16 protein-coding genes are annotated in these 19,208 nt (G+C 60.8%); 9 read left to right on the top strand and 7 right to left on the bottom strand.

Annotated elements, in window-relative coordinates; genetic code table 11:
• Positions 1-90 precede the first annotated feature (90 nt).
• Positions 91-1,041, bottom strand: a complete 951-nt coding sequence (locus FB009_RS04775) for a lysylphosphatidylglycerol synthase domain-containing protein (RefSeq protein WP_011974859.1) — start codon at positions 1,039-1,041, stop codon at positions 91-93.
• Between the two features lie 94 nt (positions 1,042-1,135).
• Between FB009_RS04775 and FB009_RS04770 the strand changes: the two genes are divergently transcribed.
• Together FB009_RS04770 and FB009_RS04765 are read left to right on the top strand one after the other, a co-directional pair.
• A complete protein-coding gene (locus FB009_RS04770) occupies positions 1,136-2,155 on the top strand; it encodes a glycosyltransferase family 2 protein (protein WP_018010190.1) in 1,020 nt (339 codons plus the stop codon).
• Positions 2,148-3,629 (top strand): ArnT family glycosyltransferase, encoded by a 1,482-nt coding sequence (locus FB009_RS04765; protein ID WP_011974857.1) that lies wholly within the window; start codon positions 2,148-2,150, stop codon positions 3,627-3,629. The genes FB009_RS04770 and FB009_RS04765 overlap by 8 nt, the downstream gene beginning before the upstream one ends.
• A gap of 15 nt (positions 3,630-3,644) precedes the next feature.
• On the opposite strand, the gene FB009_RS04760 is transcribed toward FB009_RS04765, so the two are convergent.
• Positions 3,645-4,571, bottom strand: a complete 927-nt coding sequence (locus tag FB009_RS04760) for a diacylglycerol/lipid kinase family protein (protein ID WP_011974856.1) — start codon at positions 4,569-4,571, stop codon at positions 3,645-3,647.
• Positions 4,572-4,686: 115 nt separating this feature from the next.
• The gene (locus FB009_RS04755; protein WP_011974855.1) at positions 4,687-5,088 is read right to left on the bottom strand and encodes a winged helix-turn-helix transcriptional regulator; all 402 of its coding nucleotides are present in this window, start codon (positions 5,086-5,088) and stop codon (positions 4,687-4,689) included.
• A gap of 100 nt (positions 5,089-5,188) precedes the next feature.
• On the opposite strand from FB009_RS04755, the gene FB009_RS04750 reads away from it, so the two are divergent.
• The gene (locus FB009_RS04750) at positions 5,189-6,202 is read left to right on the top strand and encodes a zinc-binding alcohol dehydrogenase family protein (RefSeq protein WP_018010192.1); all 1,014 of its coding nucleotides are present in this window, start codon (positions 5,189-5,191) and stop codon (positions 6,200-6,202) included.
• A 93-nt stretch (positions 6,203-6,295) separates the two neighbouring features.
• Here the strand turns inward: FB009_RS04750 and FB009_RS04745 are convergent, their stop codons facing one another.
• From FB009_RS04745 to FB009_RS04735, 3 genes are all read right to left on the bottom strand, one after another.
• Positions 6,296-7,183 (bottom strand): ABC transporter permease, encoded by an 888-nt coding sequence (locus tag FB009_RS04745; RefSeq protein WP_011974853.1) that lies wholly within the window; start codon positions 7,181-7,183, stop codon positions 6,296-6,298.
• A 199-nt stretch (positions 7,184-7,382) separates the two neighbouring features.
• Positions 7,383-8,381 (bottom strand): ABC transporter substrate-binding protein, encoded by a 999-nt coding sequence (locus FB009_RS04740; RefSeq protein WP_011974852.1) that lies wholly within the window; start codon positions 8,379-8,381, stop codon positions 7,383-7,385.
• 387 nt (positions 8,382-8,768) lie between these two features.
• On the bottom strand, positions 8,769-10,433 hold the full coding sequence (locus FB009_RS04735; protein WP_011974851.1) for an electron transfer flavoprotein-ubiquinone oxidoreductase: 1,665 nt from the start codon (positions 10,431-10,433) through the stop codon (positions 8,769-8,771).
• A 267-nt stretch (positions 10,434-10,700) separates the two neighbouring features.
• On the opposite strand from FB009_RS04735, the gene FB009_RS04725 reads away from it, so the two are divergent.
• From FB009_RS04725 to FB009_RS04705, 5 genes are all read left to right on the top strand, one after another.
• Complete coding sequence (locus FB009_RS04725; RefSeq protein WP_011974850.1) at positions 10,701-11,990, top strand: Hsp70 family protein; 1,290 nt, start codon at positions 10,701-10,703, stop codon at positions 11,988-11,990.
• An 88-nt stretch (positions 11,991-12,078) separates the two neighbouring features.
• Entirely contained in the window at positions 12,079-12,948 is an 870-nt protein-coding gene (locus FB009_RS04720) for a uracil-DNA glycosylase (RefSeq protein WP_011974849.1), read from the top strand.
• 118 nt (positions 12,949-13,066) lie between these two features.
• A complete protein-coding gene (locus FB009_RS04715) occupies positions 13,067-13,234 on the top strand; it encodes a hypothetical protein (RefSeq protein WP_011974848.1) in 168 nt (55 codons plus the stop codon).
• 37 nt (positions 13,235-13,271) lie between these two features.
• Positions 13,272-13,427, top strand: coding sequence for a hypothetical protein (locus FB009_RS04710; RefSeq protein ID WP_011974847.1), 156 nt, complete (start codon positions 13,272-13,274; stop codon positions 13,425-13,427).
• A gap of 266 nt (positions 13,428-13,693) precedes the next feature.
• Positions 13,694-14,983 (top strand): MFS transporter, encoded by a 1,290-nt coding sequence (locus tag FB009_RS04705; RefSeq protein WP_018208764.1) that lies wholly within the window; start codon positions 13,694-13,696, stop codon positions 14,981-14,983.
• 20 nt (positions 14,984-15,003) lie between these two features.
• On the opposite strand, the gene FB009_RS04700 is transcribed toward FB009_RS04705, so the two are convergent.
• Positions 15,004-15,942: a DMT family transporter gene (locus FB009_RS04700; protein WP_011974845.1), complete on the bottom strand. Its 939-nt coding sequence runs from the start codon at positions 15,940-15,942 to the stop codon at positions 15,004-15,006.
• A gap of 465 nt (positions 15,943-16,407) precedes the next feature.
• Here FB009_RS04700 and pepN point away from each other — a divergent pair, with 465 nt between their 5' ends.
• Entirely contained in the window at positions 16,408-19,062 is a 2,655-nt protein-coding gene (gene pepN, locus FB009_RS04695; protein WP_028054071.1) for an aminopeptidase N, read from the top strand.
• The last annotated feature ends 146 nt before the right edge of the window (positions 19,063-19,208 follow it).

Genomic DNA, 19,208 nt, shown 5'->3' with positions numbered 1-19,208 from the left:
TGGCGGCGATTCTCCGTCCTGGATTTCGGAGAAATCCGCGAATCCGAGAAACGCGGATTTGCTCTGTAGCCGGCATTTCGTGTCACCCTGTCACGCCTTCGGCCGCAGGAGGAGCGACAGCAGCGTGCCCGCCACCGCCGACACGATGACCAGCAGGTGGGCATTGATGCTGGCACGGCCGAGCATCTCCAGCGTCGCCTGGTTCGTCGCCGCTCCGAAGGAAACGGCGCCGGCGACGATCGCCGCCGCGTAGGTTCCTACGCCCGCAGGCGCGTGCACGGGAAGAACCGAAGACAATTCGCCGCCGAGCGCGCCGCCGAACGAGGCGGCGAGCGGCGCCACACCCATGATGGCAAGGACCCAGGCAAGAACGACCACCTTCACCGCCCAGTTCAGCATCGTCATCGCCCAGGCACGCAAGAACGCGTGAATGTCGGTCGGCAGTCCCGTCTCCACCTCGTCCAGGAGCGGACCGGCCCTTTCCGGCGCAAAACGGCGCATCACCTTGAGCGCTTGTTCCTTCAGAACAAAGAAGGCAAGGGGCGAGAGAACCACGAACAGCCATAAGAGCCAGCCGGCAGCGCCATGGCCGGTCACCAGGCCTACCGACGCAACGGTAAGCAAAGCGTGCAGGTCCAGAAGCCGCATGACGAGCAGCGCCGAGGTGCCGCGTACCAACGCCACGCCGAATTCGCTGCGCATGAGCAAGGGAAAGCTCGTTTCGCCGGCCCTGAACGGCAGCATTATATTGAGGAGATTGTGAACCTGAGTCACACGGAAGAGCGTTAGAAACCGTCCCCTCGTCTCGCCCGGGAAGTAGTCGTGGATGCGATAGCAGCGGATGAAATAGGTTGCGACGAGAAGCGCCAGCGCCGAGATTACCGGCCCAATTCCGATTTCGGCCCATTGCAGTAACAGAAACGGCCAGCCCCAGACCCATCCGACGAATATGCCATAAGTTGCGATTGCCGCCGCAGAGAACAGCGCCAGACGGTTGCGCGCAAGCCACGACTGCCGGCGGCGCTCCCCATTTGTATTCATCACTACTTTTTCCTGTATCCAGCAATGCGATTCGACATTGCTTATAATTTCATAAGTATGCAAGAAAGCCTCCGAGCACACCGGAATCTGGCCCTTGAATCACATCGAAGAACCCGCGAAGCCAATGACCGAGGTCCTGGAGGGCGTCGAGCTATCCATAGTGGTACCGGTGTTCAACGAGGAAGAGAGCGTCGGGCCGCTGGTCACGCGTATCAGGACCGCGATGGCCGGATTTCTCGAGCCGTGGGAGCTCATCCTCGTTGATGACGGCAGCACGGACCGAACCCTCCCGAATGCGCGCAAGGAGCTCTCGCACCAGGAGCTGCGGCTCAAGATCATCGAACTCCAGAAGAATTTCGGCCAGACCGCCGCTATGCAGGCGGGCATCGACGCTGCCGCCGGCCGCCTGATCGTTACGCTTGACGGCGATCTTCAGAACGATCCGGCGGACATTCCCCATATGGTCGCCGCGATCGAGGAGCGTGGGCTCGACCTCCTTGTCGGCTGGCGGCAAAACCGGCGCGACGCTCTGATCCTGCGCAAGATTCCCTCCTGGTGCGCCAATCTCCTGATCGGCAAGATCACCGGCGTGAAGTTGCACGATTACGGCTGCAGCCTCAAGATCTACCGGGGTTCCGTCATCAAGCAGGTGAAGCTGATGGGGGAAATGCACCGATTCATTCCGGCCTGGGTGGCGGGCGTCGTGCCGAGCAGCCGGATCGGCGAGATGCCGGTGACCCATCATGCGCGCCATTACGGCACCTCCAAATACGGGATCTCGCGCACATTCCGGGTCGTCCTCGATCTCCTCGCTGTCTTGTTCTTCATGCGCTACAAGGCGCGGCCCGGGCACTTTTTCGGCTCCATCGGGCTCGCCGCCGGCGGCCTAAGTGCGCTGATCCTGTTCTATCTTGCAATAGACAAGTTCATCCTCGGCAACGACATCGGAACCCGGCCGATGCTGATCGTCGGAGTGATGCTGTTTCTCTCCTCGATCCAGCTCATTACCACCGGCATTCTCTCGGAAATGATGGCGCGCGCCTATTTCCGTGACAATGAACCGACGAGCTACATCGTGCGCCAGACTTTCGTGCGGGAGCCCCCGCATGCTTGATGCGGTCGATCGACGGCCGGGGGCGGTCGTTCTGGCGGTGGCTGGTTATTTCCTGCTGTGCATCACCCTTCGGATATCCGTCTCGAGCTCTCTCGAGATCGACGAGGCGGAACAGGCCTTTCTGTCGCAATTCCTCGAACTCGGATACGGACCGCAGCCGCCCTTCTACAATTGGCTGCAATACGGCCTGGCGGAGCTTTTCGGAGCGTCCGTGGCGACGATGACCATTCTCAAGAATGGGCTCCTGTTGCTCTGTTGCCTGTTCTACGGCCTTGCGGCACGGCAGGTTCTGGCCGATCGGCGCCTGGCGGCCATTGCGATGCTCGGCGTCCTTGCGCTGCCTCCGGTTTTTCTGCTGGCGCAGCGCGACCTCTCGCACACGGTTGCCGCACTTTTCGCGGTATCGTTGTTTCTCTACGGCTTTCTGAGAACGATGAAACGGCCCAGCCTTTTCTGGTATCTCCTCACAGGCCTTGCGGTGGGCATCGGCCTAATGGCGAAGTATAACTTCGCTTTGGTGCCGGTCGCGGCAATCGTCGCTGTACTGCCGGAACGGGAGATGCGGCCGCGGATTCTCGACTGGCGCATTCTGCCGGCAATTGCGGTCGCAGCTCTCATCGTTTTACCCCATGCTTACTGGATGCTGCAGAACCTTGGTTTCGCCTCGGGTGGCACCTTGAACGAGATGAGGGAGCGGGAGGCGGAAGGACGCCTGCTTCAGGCCTTCTACGGTGCCTACTCGCTCGCCTCTGCGATCATCGGCGGCAGCCTGGTCCCGCTGCTCGTCTTTGGCCTCGCCTTCCGCGGCAAGCTCCGTGCCATCTGGAAGGCGGAAAGCCAATGGAGCCGAATCGTGGGGCGTATGCTTGCCCTTTGCTTGATTGCGGTCCTGCTCGTGGTGCTCGGCGTCGCCGCAACACATGTGCGCGAAAAATGGCTGGTTCTCTTCCTCGTTCTCATTCCGCTTTACCTCTGCCTGAAGATCGAAGCGGCGAATATCGACCTTAGTGACAGCCTCCGGCGCTTTTTCCTGCTGGTCTGCGTCATTGCGCTGGGCGCGCTCGTGCTGGTGTCGGCGCGCGCCGTCGTGCGACCGTGGTTCGGCGACTACTCGCGGCTGAATATACCCTACTCCGCGTTCGCCCAAGCGGTGGCGCAGGCGAAAGGCGGGCAGCCCGCACTTATCCTCGCCAATGACAAGCAGATTGCGGGAAATCTCCGAACGCAGTTCGGCGGGGCGCAGGTCACGATGCCAAGGCCCTCGAATGCGCTTCCGGTCGATATGTCGCGAAGGCCCCTTCTCGTGGTCTGGCATGATGACGTCCGACCGGAAGCACCCGTTCCCGAGCTGCTCCGGAACACTCTATCCGCCCTTGGCGCCCCGGCAGCGGCGCCAAGCCACCTTGACCTGCCCTATCTCTACGGCACCGGCCCGGATCGCTACAGTTTCAGCTATATCTGGATTGCGGAATAGCCGCGTGGGAAGCCGCTACACGGTATTCCCGGCGTCGCCATCCTGCCGGCCGACGAGCAGCTTCAATTCTCCAGGATGAACGCGCAACGCCACCTTACCGCTTTTGATCGGAACGAGTTCGCCGTCGATGACGCAATTGATCTTCCTATCCATTTTCGGGAAGTGCAGATCTACTGTCAGGGCACTCATCTCGCTGATCAGCGTGCTGCTTCTGAATTTTCCCCGAAGAATATCGAAGGAGAGCTTCGTCACGCCCGCGGGGCTTAGAGGCGGCGCCGTGTAGAAGCCGAGATGGCCGCTCGTCAGATCGTCCGCATACATCAGCGTGTCATGGCCGAAATGGTTGTTCGAGACGGAAATCGCCGAAACATGCCGGCGCTCCCGGTGCCCGTCCGCGTCGAACTCAATCTCGAAATCCGGTGGATTGAAAATCACACCGATAGCGGCGCGTGTGCTGGCGCTGATCTTTCCAAGTCGCGACGCGAATTGATAGGATTCGCGATAGCGCACCATGCGGGCGTGAAGACCCATGGAGAACTGATGCACGAACGCGCGACCGTCAGCGCTGCCGATGTCGGCGTCGATGACTCTTCCAGCCGCAAGCACTTCCGGAGCCTTCCAGATGTCGAGCGGAAGCTTCAGGGAACGCGCAACGAGATTCATAGTTCCCGCGGGGACGATGCCGAGCGGCATGCCTGTTTTCCAGGCGACTCCCGCCGCCGCCGAAATCGTGCCGTCACCGCCGCCGGCGACGATCGCGTCGAGATCATCCCTTCGGCAGGCAGTCTCCAGTGCATCTCGCATCTCGTCCGATCCGACGACTGCGATCTCAATCCGATGACCGGCAGCCTGAAAGTCCTCCTCGACCTTCCTGCTGAAGGCGTCCATGTCCGTCGTTCGAAAAGTCCCCCCATCTCGATTGAAGATGGCCTTGACTTTCAATGGCTGCTGCCTCCGTCATGCGAGTGCGTTCAGCTTCTCAGATAAGAGCGGCAGCGGGGGTTTCCAGAGCCGGGCGACGAAAAGTACCAGTAACTTTGCCATTCGCTCCGCTTCGTCAGGCCCGTTTGCGTTCCGGCCGTGATCGGGATTCGGCCGGCTTCAGCGTCATCCGGTCTCCGTCGCAGAGAACATTCTCGTCGCCCCAGGCTTTCAGGGCCATAATCACCGGTTTCAGGCTTTCTCCCCTTGCCGTCAAAGCGTAGTCGACACGCGGCGGAACGACCGGAAAGACCGTGCGCGACAGCAGCGCCGCCTCCTCCAGTTCACGCAACTGCCTGGTCAGCATACGTGGCGTCACGCTCGGCAGCCTTCTGCGCAGCTCGTTGAAGCGCAGGATGCCTTCGCTCATCAGGTGATAGAGAATGACGCCCTTCCATTTGCCGTCGATGAAGCTCAAGGCCGACTCCACTGGACAGCCCGGAAATGTGTTCGTCAGTTTCGCGCGGGGACGGGACATACGATATCCTTTTCGACACTATGGGCCAAATTTGTGCATTCTTGTGCTGTTTCAGCATATGCCCCATGTAGCTCCTGTTCAATTTCGAAGGGAGAATTCCATGCGTGCCGTCGCCTACAAGACACCGCAACCCATCGCCAACGAGGCCGCGCTGATCGACGTGGACCTATCCGTGCCGACGCCGGGCGAGCACGATCTCCTCGTGGAAGTCAAGGCGGTTTCGGTCAACCCGGTCGACACCAAAGTGCGCGCCAGCGTTCAGCCGGAACCGGGGCAACTCAAGGTTCTCGGCTGGGACGCTGCCGGCGTCGTCACGGCAGTCGGTCCGAAGGTTACGCTCTTCAAGCCTGGAGACGAAGTGTTCTACGCCGGCGCCATCGACCGGCCCGGGACAAATGCGGAGTTTCACCTCGTCGACGAACGTATCGTCGGATGGAAGCCGCAGTCGCTTGATTTCGCTGCCGCGAGCGCGTTGCCGCTTACCGCGATCACGGCATGGGAGACGCTTTTCGATCGTCTCAGGGTCGGTGATCCCGTGCCGGGTGCAGCGAAGACAGTGCTGATCATCGGCGGTGCCGGCGGGGTTGGCTCGATCGCGATCCAGTTACTGCGCGCCCTCACAAATCTCACGGTTATCGCCACCGCTTCACGCACCGAAACGCGCGACTGGGCTTTGAAGCTGGGGGCTCATCATGTGCTCGACCACAGCCGACCACTTGCAGCGGAAATGGACCAGCTCGCCCTCGGCGCACCGGCCTTCGTGTTTTCGACGACCAACACCGACAAACATGTCGACGAAATCGTCAAGCTGATCGCACCGCAGGGGCGCTTTGCACTCATCGACGACCTGCCGATCCTCGATGTCATGCCGTTCAAGCGCAAATCGGTCTCGATACACTGGGAAATGATGTTTGCGCGTCCGCTGTTCAAAACGCCCGACATGATCGAGCAGCACAATCTCTTGAACCGGGTCGCGGAACTGGTGGATAGCGGCAGGATCCGCACGACCTTGACGGAGACGCTCGGCCCCATCAATGCAGCAACGGTCAGCAAGGCACATCGGATGATCGAAACCGGCCGAACGCGCGGCAAACTGGTGCTCGCCGGGTTCTGAGGTCAGCTCGCGGAGTCGGGGGTACCTGCTCCCGATTCCGTAAGACCACTCCCCAGCTTGTGGGGAGTGGCAACTCAAAAGCAGCGTTTGCTTCTACCCGTGGATGATTTCGCGGTGTCGCTGGAGTCGGCGCCCATAGGCCTGGCTAACCCGGTCGAAGATGATGGCGATTCCCACGATGGCGAGACCGTTGAAAATTCCGAGCGTGAAATACTGGTTGGCGATCGCCTTCAACACCGGCTGCCCCAGGCCCTGAACGCCGATCATCGAGGCGATGACGACCATGGCGAGTGCCATCATGATGGTCTGATTGATCCCGGCCATGATTGTCGGCAGCGCCAGCGGCATCTGCACATTCTTCAGCTTCTGCCAATTCGACGAGCCGAAAGCGTCAGCTGCCTCCAGCACATCCTTGTCGACGAGGCGGATTCCAAGGTTGGTGAGGCGGATCATCGGCGGGATTGCATAGATGACTACGGCGATGAGCCCTGGAACCTTGCCGATACCGAGAAGCATGACGACGGGAATGAGGTAGACGAAGCTCGGCATGGTCTGCATCACGTCGAGCACCGGATTGACGACATTCTGGAAACGGTCGGAGCGCGACATGATGATGCCCATCGGTATGCCCACCGCTATCGACAGAACCGTACAGACAAAGATCATCGAGATCGTTTTCATCGTATCGTCCCACATATCGAGATAGCCGATGAGGAGCAGGGTCCCGATCGCGCCCGCGACTATCTTCCAGTTGCGGCTGGCAAACCAGGCGATCAGCGCGATCAGGATGAGAATGATCGGCCAGGGCGTTCGCGTCATGAAACGTTCGGCATGGATCAGGAAGAATTGCAGTGGATCGAAGAAGGCTTCGATCGCGTCGCCATAGGCGCGTGTGAAGCTACGGAACCCTTCATCGATTATCTTCTTCAGCTGTCGAAGCCGATCGTCGTCCATGTGCGGAAATTTGGTCAGCCATTCCATGTGTCGATTCCCCTTCGCACTCTTTTGGGCGGCTCATGGTTTTTATTGCTTTGCCGCCTGCCTTCAAACGCTAACGCGCGGTGTAAACGATCAAGCTGCGCAATCTTATTCTCAAACCGACATGCGGTGAACGAAATTATGCGTCTTCTAAAAAAGGAACGGCGCGCTTTTACGCGCGCCGTTCTCGGAAAGGAGTCGACTAAAGGGCCGACTTGATCTTCTCGGCGACTTCGGGAGAGACCCACTTGGTCCAGAGGTCCGGGTTCTCCTCGAGGAAGTGCTTCGCACCTTCCTCGCCGCTCGCCTGATTGTCGGTCATCCAGGCCATCAGCTTGTTCACCGTGTCGTTCGTCCAGGCGCGCGTATTGAGGTACTCCATGGCCGGACCAGCACGATCGGCAAATTCCTTGGTCACCAGCGTCTGGACCTTGTCCTTCGGCCAATCGTTCTTCTTCGGGTCCGGGCAGTCCGCAACCGTATTGCAACGCTTCCATTCCGCCATGTCGTTCGGAACGCCATGGCCGAGCTTGACCATCTCGTACTTGCCTAGCAGCGCCGTCGGAGCCCAGTAGTAGCCGACCCAGCCCTGCTTGCGCTCATACGCCTTGGCAATCGATCCGTCGAGGCCGGCTGCCGAGCCGGTATCGACTAACGTGAAGCCCGCCTGCTCGGCGCCGTAAGCCTTATAGAGCTGCGTCGTAACGACCGTGCCGCCCCAGCCCTGCGGGCCGTTGAAAATCGCGCCCTTGCTTGGATCTTCGGGATCCGGGAAGAGGTCCTTGTGCTTCAGGACGTCGTCGATCGTCTTGATGTCCGGATTGGCGTCGACGATATATTTCGGCACCCACCAACCCTGGACGGCGCCGTCTGAAAGCGCCACTGCGGCGCCTACAAGCTTGCCTTCCTCGAGACCACGGTTCACGACGTCGGGCAGCAGATCGACCCAGCCTTCCGGCGCAATGTCCGGCTCGCCCTTTTCGATCATCGAGGTGATGGTCGGCACCGTATCGCCCACGACGAGATCGGCATTGCAGCCGTAACCCTCGGTCAGAATGAACTTGTCCACACTCGCCAGGACTTCAGCGCTCTGCCAGTTCATGTTGGCAATGGTCACATCGCCGCATTCCGCCGCCGATGCCGTACTGCCCAGTCCAAGAAGACCAGCGGCCAGGCATGTCGTTGCAAGAAGTTTTTTCATTTCGGCTCCCTCTGTTTTGGCGGTGTCTCTATGGCAGGCTGTCAGCCGCACCGCAGCTGCTGACAGGGAACAGAAACCGGCCCCGGTCCGTTGCCGGGGGGCGATAGCTCGCGGGACCAACCGATACTTGCTCGGACCGGCGCCGCCCTCATTGCTATCGAGTCTCTCCGGCAAACACTTTCCCATTTGCGTCAGCGGCCCACATTCCTGCCGTTTCTCAAACTACACAAATAATTGATGGGTTTAACCCCCCTTTTTAAATTCATCTGGCGACACTGCCCGTCATGCGCGTCGGAGCCTGGACGGCAAAAAAGAGAGCTCGGAATCGCTTCCGGGCTCTTCGCATGTCCAAACGCCATCTTTCCGGTGCGGCCCGCCCCCCGAACATTACATGTTCGGATAGACCGGGCCTTCGCCCCCTTGTGGCGGCACCCAGTTGATGTTCTGGTTCGGGTCCTTGATGTCGCAGGTCTTGCAGTGGACGCAGTTCTGGGCGTTGATGACGAAGGTCGGCTGGCCGTCCTTTTCCACCCATTCGTAAACGCCGGCCGGACAGTAACGCGACGATGGGCCGGCATAGACCTCGTATTCCGAGCGCTTCTGCAGGTCCCAGTCCTTCACCTGAAGATGCACCGGCTGGTCCTCCTCGTGATTGGTGTTCGACAGGAACACCGAGGAGAGCCGGTCGAAGGTCAGCACCCCGTCCGGCTTCGGGTAATCGATCTTCTGGTGCTTCGAGGCCGGCTCCAGCGATTGGGCGTCGGTCTTGCCGTGCTTCAGCGTCCCGAAAAAGGAAAAGCCGAAGAGCTGGTTCGTCCACATGTCGAGACCGCCCAGGGCCACGCCGACGGCGGTGCCGAAGCGCGACCACAGCGGCTTGACGTTCCTCACCCTTTTCAGGTCCTGGCCGATTGCACTCTCGCGCCAGCCGCGCTCGATCTCGATCGGCTCATCATTTGCGCGGCCTTCGGCGATCGCCGCAGCCAGCTTTTCCGCCGCGAGAATCCCCGACAACACGGCATTGTGGCTGCCCTTGATGCGCGGCACGTTGACGAAACCCGCCGAGCAGCCGATCAGCGCCCCACCGGGGAAGGAGAGTTTGGGCACCGCCTGGTAGCCGCCCTCGGTGATGGCGCGGGCGCCATAGGAGAGCCTTTTTCCACCCTCGAAAGTGCCGCGGATCGCCGGATGGGTCTTGAAGCGCTGAAACTCCTCGAATGGAAAAAGATAGGGATTCTTGTAGTTCAGATGCACCACGAAGCCGACAGCGACGAGGTTGTCCTCCAGGTGATAGAGGAAGGAACCGCCACCGGTCTTCATTCCGAGCGGCCAGCCGAAGGAATGCTGCACGAGGCCGGGCTTGTGGTTTTCTGGCTTGACCTCCCAGAGCTCCTTCAGCCCGATGCCGAACTTCGGCACGTCACGGCCCTCGTCGAGCTTGTATCTGGCGATCAGCTGCTTAGCGAGCGAGCCGCGCACGCCCTCGCCGATGAGGGTGTACTTGCCGAGCAGTTCCATGCCGCGGGCGAAATTCGGCCCCGGCTCGCCGTTTTGCTCGATCCCCATGTCGCCGGTGGCGACGCCGATGACCGCGCCCTCGTCATTGTAGAGCACTTCGGTCGCGGCAAAGCCCGGATAGATTTCGACGCCGAGGCCTTCCGCCTGGGCGGCGAGCCAGCGACAGACATTGCCGAGCGAGACGATGTAGTTGCCGTGATTGTTCATCAGCGGCGGCATCAGCATGTTCGGCAGGCGCACCGAGCCGGCAGGCCCCAGAAAGAGGAAATGGTCATCGGTCACTTCGGTTTTGAACGGATGATCCGGTTCGTCGCGCCAACCGGGCAGCAGCCGGTCGATACCGATAGGGTCGACGACGGCGCCCGAGAGGATATGCGCGCCGACTTCGGCGCCCTTTTCCAGCACCACGACCGAAAGCTCCGGATTGACCTGCTTCAGGCGAATCGCCGCGGCAAGCCCCGCCGGCCCCGCCCCGACGATCACCACGTCGAATTCCATGCTCTCGCGTTCGGGGAGTTCTTGTTGCTCGGTCATCACGCTCTCCAGTTTGCCGGTCTTGCGCCGGCTCCGTTCCCGGCCAAATCAATCCGTCATGACAAATGCAGCAAACCTTGTCGAGCCGGGATGCGACAGACTGTCTCTGCTTTTGCGAATGAGTTGATGCGTTTGATATATTACCTGAACGTAAACGTAAATAAATTGCCTCCAGACCTCGGCGCCTGGCGGCTTGCTTTTGTCGTGATCGCATGCGAGTAGGCCCGCCCCACGGAAGCCCCCACGACCAAAAAGACGGAGAAGATCATGGCATCCGCCCTAGGCCTCGACTTCGGCACGACCAATTCCGTATTGGCACAGGCCGAAGGCGCTTCGACACGCTCCGTCATCGTGGAAAGCCCGGCTGGGAGATCGGACACGACGCGCACGGCCCTGTCCTTCCTGAAGGACGCCGGTCCGTCACCGCTGAAGGTCGAAGCGGGACAGGCGGCAATCCGCGAGTTCATCGAAAATCCGGGCGAGTGCCGGTTCCTTCAATCGATCAAAACCTTTGCCGCAAGCGCACTCTTCCAGGGCACATTGATTTTCGGCAAGCGCTACGAGTACGAGGACCTGATGCAACGCTTCCTGGCGCGGCTCAGAGACTATGCCGGCAGCAACTGGGAGGCCACTTTCAAACGCGTCGTCGTCGGCCGCCCCGTCCAGTTCGCGGGCGCCAATCCGGACGAGAAGCTGGCTCTCGAGCGCTATAATCGTGCGCTCACCCGTTTGGGGTTTCCGGAAGTCCATTATGTGTACGAACCGGTGGCGGCGGCCTTCTATTTCGCGCGCAATCTCGATCGGGACGCGACGGTGCTCGTCGCCGATTTCGGCGGCGGTACCACCGATTATTCGATCATCCGTTTCGAGAGCCGGGCCGGACAACTGACGGCAACGCCGATCGGTCACTCCGGCATCGGTATTGCCGGGGATCATTTCGACTTCCGGATCATCGACAACATCGTCTCGCCGCTCATCGGAAAGGGGAGTCTGTTCAAGAGCTTCGACAAGCTGCTCGAAGTTCCTTCGAGCTACTACGCCAATTTCGGCCGCTGGAATCAGCTTTCGATCTTCAAGACATTGAGAGATTTCGCCGAATTGAAAAAGCTCGTTAGGGCAAGCCTGGAGCCGGAAAAGCTGGAGTCCTTCGTGGAATTGATCGAGCATGACGAGGGCTATCCGCTCTATCAGGCGATTTCGGCAACCAAGATGCGGCTCTCACAGGCGGAGGAGACCGAATTCACCTTCGCACCGCTAGGAGAGCGCGCCCGCCGGACCGTTCGTCGTGATGAATTCGAAGCCTGGATTACGCCCGACCTTGCCCGAATAGAAGGGGCACTCGACGAAATCCTGTCCAAAACCGCGACGACGCCGGACGGGATCGACAAGGTGTTCCTGACCGGCGGGACGTCCTTTGTACCGGCCGTCCGCCGACTCTTCGAGAACCGCTTCGGCGTGGAGCGCATCGAGAGCGGCGGCGAGCTCCTGTCGATTGCCCACGGCCTCGCCCTCATTGGCGAGCGCGACGACATCGCGGCGTGGACGGCGGCAGCCTGAAAGTCGCAGTAGCATCTTGAAAGATTGCTGGTCGCGATCGAAGGAAACATGCAGTGCACCAGCCCCACCGATCTGTTACATTCGCCCCATGATCTCGGCCAACGACCTCTCCCCCTCCGAACTCGCAGCCCTTCTCGCCTTCCATGCGGAAGCGGGTGTCGAATGGTTGATCGAGGAAGAACCCCTCGACCGGCTGGCGGAATTCGAAGCTATGAGGATGAGGCGCACGGAGAGCCGTGCCGCGCCACAAGCCAACGAGATGGCAGCCGAACGGCGGCAACCCGTACCTGAGACCACCGCGCGCGAGCGCGCTCAGGCCGCGCCGACCGCGCGCCCTCCTGTCGTCGCAATACCGGACGAACAGGCCATCAAAGAGGCACAGTTCGTCGCCGGTGCCGCACGATCGCTCGGAGAGTTGCGCACCGCCATGGAGGCGTTTTCCGGGTGCAATCTCAGAAATAGCGCCCGCAACCTCGTCTTTGCCGAAGGCAGTGCTGCCTCCGGAGTCATGATCATCGGTCCGATGCCCTACGCGGACGACGACCGCGACGGTCACCCCTTTGCGGGCAGGCACGGCCAGATGCTCGAACGCATGCTGTTCGGCATCGGCCTGTCGCGTGACGACGTCCTTCTCACAAATACAGTGCCCTGGCGTCCGCCGGGGAACCGCGTGCCGAGCGCTCGCGAGGCGGATATCTGCCGCCCTTTCATCGAGCGCCAGATCGAACTGGCCGAACCCAAACAGCTGCTGCTTCTCGGCAATTTCACCGCTCGCTTCTTCTTCGGCGGCGCTGAAATGATCCATCAGTTGCGCGGCGAATGGCGCGAGCTCACATTTGCTGGGACCAGCATACCGGCGCTCGCCACCCTGCATCCCCAGGACCTCATCGCAGCCCCGATAAACAAGCGCTTCGCCTGGCTGGACCTGCTGGCGTTCAAATCCCGTCCCGAATTGTGAACGAAGCGTGAAAAAAGCCATGCGATTTGCGCATGTCTGAGCGGCGTTTTAATGCGTTGCAAAAAGCATGTTGCACCGCAATATAAGGCAACGGGAGGAATGGATAAGGAACTGAACCATGACTGCCCGCTATCGCCCGATCCACAGCAGCTTTGAGACGCTCCGCTACGCCGGCCCTGCCTCGCGCGCGCCCTTCGGCACCGCCGCGAACGAGCAGATGACTGCAATGGCTCTGGCGCGGACCACCCGCCCGGCGCAGATTTTCGCAGAACTCATCCAGCGCTGAACGTCGCCGGCGCGAGAAGCTCGCAGGGAGAACGACGATGTCCAAACCGCTTGGAAGCCTGCGCGGTCTCATCGACACGATCTACGACATCAGCACAGCCGTGCGAGCATCGCGTGAGTACAGCCGGCTGAGCATGAGAAGCGACGGGCGTGGAGCCCATGCCGGCGCGGCGAGCGAGTTTCTGCCGAGCTAGACCGGGATCAGGAAAGTGTGTGCGGTTTTCCGCCCGCGTCGCCCTCTACCTCTTTGGAATCGATCACGTCCATGTTTTCAGGTCGACCCACCTGAAAACGTCGTAATCCGGCGCTTTCCCGGTTGCGCCAATCCGCCATTGTCTGTCGCAATCGACAGCGCCCCGGAACTTCGTTACAGCCACTCTCGATTCCATTTTCAGGAGTGACGAAGTTCATCGGCTGTAGCCGAACGACGCCGCTCCTCTCACCCTCTCCAGGAGCGCCGATGCTGGCGAACTTCGCTTCCGTTTTCAGCCTGATGCTGTCCACCTTTCTGATGATGGTGGCCTTCGGGCTGCAGAGCTACGTCATCCCGGTACGCTCCGTGGCGGAAAGCTGGTCGACCCTCACGATCTCGATTTTCGCGACGGGTTATACGCTGGGTTTCACCCTTTCCTGCATTGTGACACCTAAGTTCGTCCTGCGTGTCGGCCACGTTCGCGTCTTCACCGCTCTGATAACGCTGCTTTCGATCGCGATCCTGATGTGCGGGCTCGTCGTCGATTGGCGTGCGTGGATCGGGTTTCGCGCCATATCCGGGTTCGCGATCGCAGGAAGTTACCTCGTCATCGAAAGTTGGCTGAACGAACGGGTGACGAACGAGAATCGCGGCCTGCTCTTCTCGCTCTACCTCATTACCACCATGGTCGGCACCATCGGCGGTCAATACCTGGTACCGCTCGGCGATCCCAGCAACACCTCGCTGTTCATCCTCTGCGGCGTCCTGTTCTCGCTCGCCTTGCTGCCGACGGCCCTCTCGTCCTCACCAATGCCGGCACCGCCGGCACGGGCGAACTTCGACATCCCCGCGCTCTATCGACGCTCGCCGGTGGCCGTCGTCGGCGGTTTTCTCGCCGGCGCGCTCTCCGGTGCCTGGCTCAACCTCGGCGGCGTCTTCACCCAGAAGATCGGTCTTTCCACCGGCGAAGGAGCGACGCTGCTGGCGTCGCTCCTCGCCGGCAGCGCGATCTCCCAGGTACCGATCGGCCGCGCCTCCGACCGGATGGACCGGCGCATCGTCATGGTCGCCTGCGGCATCGCCGGCGTCGTGTCCTGCCTTGCCATGTCCGTCATGATCGACAGCAGTCCGCCCGTCCTGTATGCGCTCGCGGCCTGCATCGGCACGGTCCTCTTTCCGATCTACGCGTTGAACGTCGCCCACGCCAACGACCTCGCACGCCCCGACGAGTATGTGGAAATTTCATCCGGCCTGATGATTACCTACGGCCTGGGCACGATTTCAGGACCGCTGATGGTCGGCCCGGTGATGGATCGTTTCGGCCCCGTCGCACTGTTCGTCGCGCTCGCCGTGTATTTTGCTCTCTACAGCGGCTATGCCGCCTGGCGCATTCTCCGGCGAGAGCAGCATGACGGCCTCGTATCGAAGACCGATTTTCAGGCGACCACTGTCATGCCTACACCCGGTCCGGACGTCACCGGTCCGGTCTCACAGCAGGACGCGGGCGATCTCATCGAGGACGATACCGTTCCTGCCTGGGAGGAAGGTGCCCGGTAGAGCCCCTGCCTGGAAGTGTTTCAACCCTGCGGGGTAACGTGCTTCCTGGCACCCCTGCGCTCCAGTCCCAGCTGGTGCTCCCGGTAGATGATGAAGATGCCCGCGCCGACGACGATCGCCGTTCCCGCGAGCATGGTTGCCGTCGGCACATCTCCGAAAAGAAAATAACCGATGACGATGCCCAGCACGATGGATGTGTATTCGAAGGGGGCGATCGTCGACATATCGGCGTGGCGATAACTCTCCGTCAGCAGGATCTGCCCGATGCCGCCGCAAAACCCGGCGATCATCAGGAGGAAGAATGCCTCCCATGAGAGTTCAGACCAGCCGAAGGGCAGCGTCGCAAGCGAGAACATTGCAGCGGAAAGCGAGAAATAGAGGACGATCGTATGGGTGCGTTCCTTCTGTACGAGCTTGCGCACGAGCACCATCGCCGTTGCTCCGAGCGCCGCCGAAAAAAGCACCGCGACGGCACCCATAGCCTCCGCCGACCCGAAGCCGCCCTGGTTGAAAAGCGTAAGCCGTGGCCAGATGATGATAAACACCCCGATGAGCCCGATAAGCACGGCCGACCAGCGATAGAGCCGCACGATCTCTCCAAGAAAGATCGCCGCGAAAGCCACCGCGAGAAGCGGCATAGCGTAGCCGATCGCGATCGCCTCCGGCAGGGGCAGATGGACGAGACCGTAAAAGCCGCAACTCATGGCGAGGATGCCGACGAAGCCACGCGCCACATGTCCCGTGACGTTGCTGGTCCGGAAAGCGTCGCGCAGCGCGCCTCGGCAGGCCAGGAAGCCGAGGATCGGCACCATCGCGAATGCCGAGCGATAGAAGGTGATCTGACCCGTGGCGATATCGTTGCCGGCAGCCTTGATAGAGGTTGACATGCACACGAAGACGACAACGGAGAGCACCTTGAGCACCATCCCCTTCATCGGGCTCGGAGCGTCCGCATCCATGGAAAGTACTTTTCAATCTTACATCGGCGAACCGGCTGGAAGGCCGACAGACGTTGGGGGAAAATGCGACAGGAGAGCCGCGAAAGGACGACGCCACCTTACCCGCGCTTGCGCAGGAGTGAGATCAAATTTCGTGATATAGCCGGTTTTTTCGTGATGATTTGCTGGGCGATACTGAGCGAACGTGCGCCGCAGCTATTTACTGAATCGCGCATCTTTTGAAACGCGCAAAGAACGCTGTAACATCGAATGAAACACGCGTTGGCGCGCATCGAAAAACTGCGGCGGGTTTAGGTCTTGTTAGTGCCGCTCCGATAAATCTCCGGTCAATAGGAGGCGGGAGAAGCGGCGTTTTTCGCTGCCGTCGCCGGCATCATATTCGTACGAAATCTCGGATCTTGGCTTTTCACCATCAAGAGCGCCCTCTACAAATCGGAAACGATAAAGGCGCGAGCAGGACGGACCATGCGGACAAACACTGGCCAGATCGTTCATCTGGAAAACTACCGGCCGACCGATTTCGTTCTCGAAAGGGTGGACCTGACGTTCGAACTCGACCCGCAGGAAACGAAGGTCGAGGCGCGCATGATCTTCCACCGCCGCGAAGGCGTCAGTCCCTCGGCACCGCTCGTCCTCGATGGCGACGAGCTCGTCATGACCGGCCTGCTGCTCGACCAGGAAGCGATACCGGGCACGCTCTATGAAGCGACCGACGACACGCTCATCATCCGCGAACTGCCCGAAAGGGCTCCTTTCGAGATCACCGTCACGACGGTATTGTCGCCGGAGACCAACACCAAGCTGATGGGCCTTTACCGCACGAGCAACGTCTATTGCACCCAGTGCGAAGCCGAAGGCTTCCGTCGCATTACCTATTTCCCGGATCGTCCAGACGTGCTGGCGGTCTATACCGTCAACATCATCGCGGACAAGGCTGCGGCGCCGCTTCTGCTTTCGAACGGCAACTATCTCGGTGGCGCCGACATGGGCGACGGACGCCATTTCGCCTCCTGGTTCGATCCGCATCCGAAACCGAGCTATCTCTTTGCACTCGTTGCCGGCGATCTCGGCGTCGTAGAGGACACCTTCACCACCGTTTCCGGCCGCAACGTCGCCCTCAAGATCTATGTCGAGCACGGCAAGGAGCCGCGGGCGACCTATGCCATGGACGCGCTGAAACGGTCGATGAAATGGGACGAGGACGTCTTCGGCCGTGAATACGACCTCGACATATTCATGATCGTTGCGGTCTCCGATTTCAACATGGGCGCCATGGAGAACAAGGGCCTCAACGTTTTCAACGACAAATATGTGCTCGCCGATCCCGAAACGGCGACCGATGCGGACTATGCCAACATCGAGGCGATCATCGCGCACGAATATTTCCACAACTGGACCGGCAACCGCATTACCTGCCGCGACTGGTTCCAGCTCTGCCTGAAGGAAGGCCTGACCGTCTACCGCGACCACGAGTTTTCCGCCGATATGCGCTCGCGCGCCGTGAAGCGCATCGCCGAAGTGCGGCATTTGAAATCCGAGCAGTTCCCGGAAGATGCCGGTCCCCTCGCCCACCCTGTACGGCCGACGCAATACCGCGAGATCAACAATTTCTACACGACGACGGTCTACGAAAAGGGATCCGAGGTGACGCGGATGATCGCGACCATCCTCGGGCGCGATCTCTTCAAGAAGGGCATGGACCTCTATTTCGAGCGTCACGACGGCCAGGCGGTGACGATCGAGGATTTCGTCGCCTGCTTCGAAGCTGCCAGCGGCCGCGACCTCAAGCAATTCTCACTATGGTACCATCAGGCGGGAACCCCGCTCGTTACCGCTTCGGGCGTCTATAACACCGCCGGGCAGACATACACTCTCTCGCTCGAGCAGACCGTGCCGCCGACACCCGGACAAAGCAGCAAGGCACCGATGCATATCCCTCTTCGCTTCGGGCTGCTGCTTCCGGACGGAAGCGAGGCGACGCCCACGGCCGTCTCCGGCGCCGAGATCAGCGGGGACGTACTGCACCTGACCGAGCGAAAACAGAGCGTCACCTTCTCGGGTGTTCCGGCGCAGCCTGTCCCTTCCTTCAACCGAGACTTTTCGGCGCCGATCAATTTGCACGTTGTGCAAAGCGCCGGGGACCGTGCCTTGATCGCGCGTTTCGAAACCGACCTCTTCGCACGTTGGCAGGCGCTGAATACGATGGCACTCGACAATCTCGTCAAGGCGGCGGCGCAAACGCGTGCCGGACGGCCGGTCGCCTGCGACGACGCGCTCGTCGACGCGCTTCTCGCCGCGGCCGCAGACAACCGGCTGGAGCCCGCATTCCGCGCGCAGGTGTTGTCCTTGCCGAGCGAAACCGACATCGGCCGCGAAATCGGCGGCAGCAACGACCCGGATGCGATCCATACCGGCCGTCAGGCTGTTCTCACCGCCATCGCCACGGCGGGCAAGGACAGTTTCGCGCGGCTGGTTCACGAGATGTCCCAGTCCGGCCCGTTCCGTCCGGACGCCGAAAGCGCCGGGCGTCGAGCCCTGCGCTATTCCGGTCTCTTCTATCTCGTCTATGCCGACGGGCAGCCGGGCAAAGCCGCTGATGCGTTTCGCTCCGCCAACAATATGACCGATCTCAGCCAGGCGCTGACGCTCCTTGCGCATCGTTTTCCGGATGCCGAGGAGACGGCGGAGGCCTTGGCCGCGTTCAAGGAACGCTTTGCCAATAATGCGCTGGTCATCGACAAGTGGTTCGCCATTCAGGCGACGATCCCCGGAGCTGCGACGCTCGACCGGGTTCGGGGGCTGATGTCGGATCCGCTCTTCAATGCCAACAACCCCAACCGGGTACGCTCGCTAGTCGGCACCTTCGCATTCGCGAACGCCACAGGCTTCAATCGCGTCGATGGCGAAGGCTATCGTTTCCTCGCCCGACAGATCCTCGACATCGACGCGCGCAATCCTCAACTTGCCGCGCGCATTCTGACGTCGATGCGCTCGTGGGGTTCGCTGGAAGAGGTTCGGGCCAGCCACGCCCGAAGTGCGCTCGAGGAGATTGCGCGTGCCTCCAGCCTTTCCGCGGATGTCAGCGACATCGTCGACCGCATGCTCGAAGACAAGCACTGACCGGGCAGCGCAAACCTTCAGGGGTGACGGCGGTGGTCGCCGGATTGCTGCGGCAGCCCGGCTACGACTTCCCAACGATGAGAATTGGTTAACAAATCTTTACCCTTGCCTCTGGACAAGGCGAATCGCCCTGTGATTCATTGAGG

Origin of the sequence: Sinorhizobium medicae (genome assembly GCF_007827695.1) — a bacterium.
Lineage (GTDB): Bacteria > Pseudomonadota > Alphaproteobacteria > Rhizobiales > Rhizobiaceae > Sinorhizobium > Sinorhizobium medicae.
This window is presented reverse-complemented; position numbering and strand designations above follow the sequence as displayed.

What these genes read in the sequence shown, in the direction of transcription:
- FB009_RS04775 (WP_011974859.1), bottom strand. Translation starts at nt 1,041, where the DNA reads ATGAATACAAATGGGGAGCGCCGCCGGCAGTCGTGGCTTGCGCGCAAC.
- FB009_RS04710 (WP_011974847.1), top strand. Translation starts at nt 13,272, where the DNA reads ATGTCCAAACCGCTTGGAAGCCTGCGCGGTCTCATCGACACGATCTAC.
- FB009_RS04735 (WP_011974851.1), bottom strand. Translation starts at nt 10,433, where the DNA reads ATGACCGAGCAACAAGAACTCCCCGAACGCGAGAGCATGGAATTCGAC.
- FB009_RS04715 (WP_011974848.1), top strand. Translation starts at nt 13,067, where the DNA reads ATGACTGCCCGCTATCGCCCGATCCACAGCAGCTTTGAGACGCTCCGC.
- FB009_RS04720 (WP_011974849.1), top strand. Translation starts at nt 12,079, where the DNA reads ATGATCTCGGCCAACGACCTCTCCCCCTCCGAACTCGCAGCCCTTCTC.
- FB009_RS04740 (WP_011974852.1), bottom strand. Translation starts at nt 8,381, where the DNA reads ATGAAAAAACTTCTTGCAACGACATGCCTGGCCGCTGGTCTTCTTGGA.
- FB009_RS04700 (WP_011974845.1), bottom strand. Translation starts at nt 15,942, where the DNA reads ATGGATGCGGACGCTCCGAGCCCGATGAAGGGGATGGTGCTCAAGGTG.
- FB009_RS04750 (WP_018010192.1), top strand. Translation starts at nt 5,189, where the DNA reads ATGCGTGCCGTCGCCTACAAGACACCGCAACCCATCGCCAACGAGGCC.
- FB009_RS04765 (WP_011974857.1), top strand. Translation starts at nt 2,148, where the DNA reads ATGCTTGATGCGGTCGATCGACGGCCGGGGGCGGTCGTTCTGGCGGTG.
- FB009_RS04755 (WP_011974855.1), bottom strand. Translation starts at nt 5,088, where the DNA reads ATGTCCCGTCCCCGCGCGAAACTGACGAACACATTTCCGGGCTGTCCA.
- FB009_RS04725 (WP_011974850.1), top strand. Translation starts at nt 10,701, where the DNA reads ATGGCATCCGCCCTAGGCCTCGACTTCGGCACGACCAATTCCGTATTG.
- pepN (WP_028054071.1), top strand. Translation starts at nt 16,408, where the DNA reads ATGCGGACAAACACTGGCCAGATCGTTCATCTGGAAAACTACCGGCCG.
- FB009_RS04745 (WP_011974853.1), bottom strand. Translation starts at nt 7,183, where the DNA reads ATGGAATGGCTGACCAAATTTCCGCACATGGACGACGATCGGCTTCGA.
- FB009_RS04705 (WP_018208764.1), top strand. Translation starts at nt 13,694, where the DNA reads ATGCTGGCGAACTTCGCTTCCGTTTTCAGCCTGATGCTGTCCACCTTT.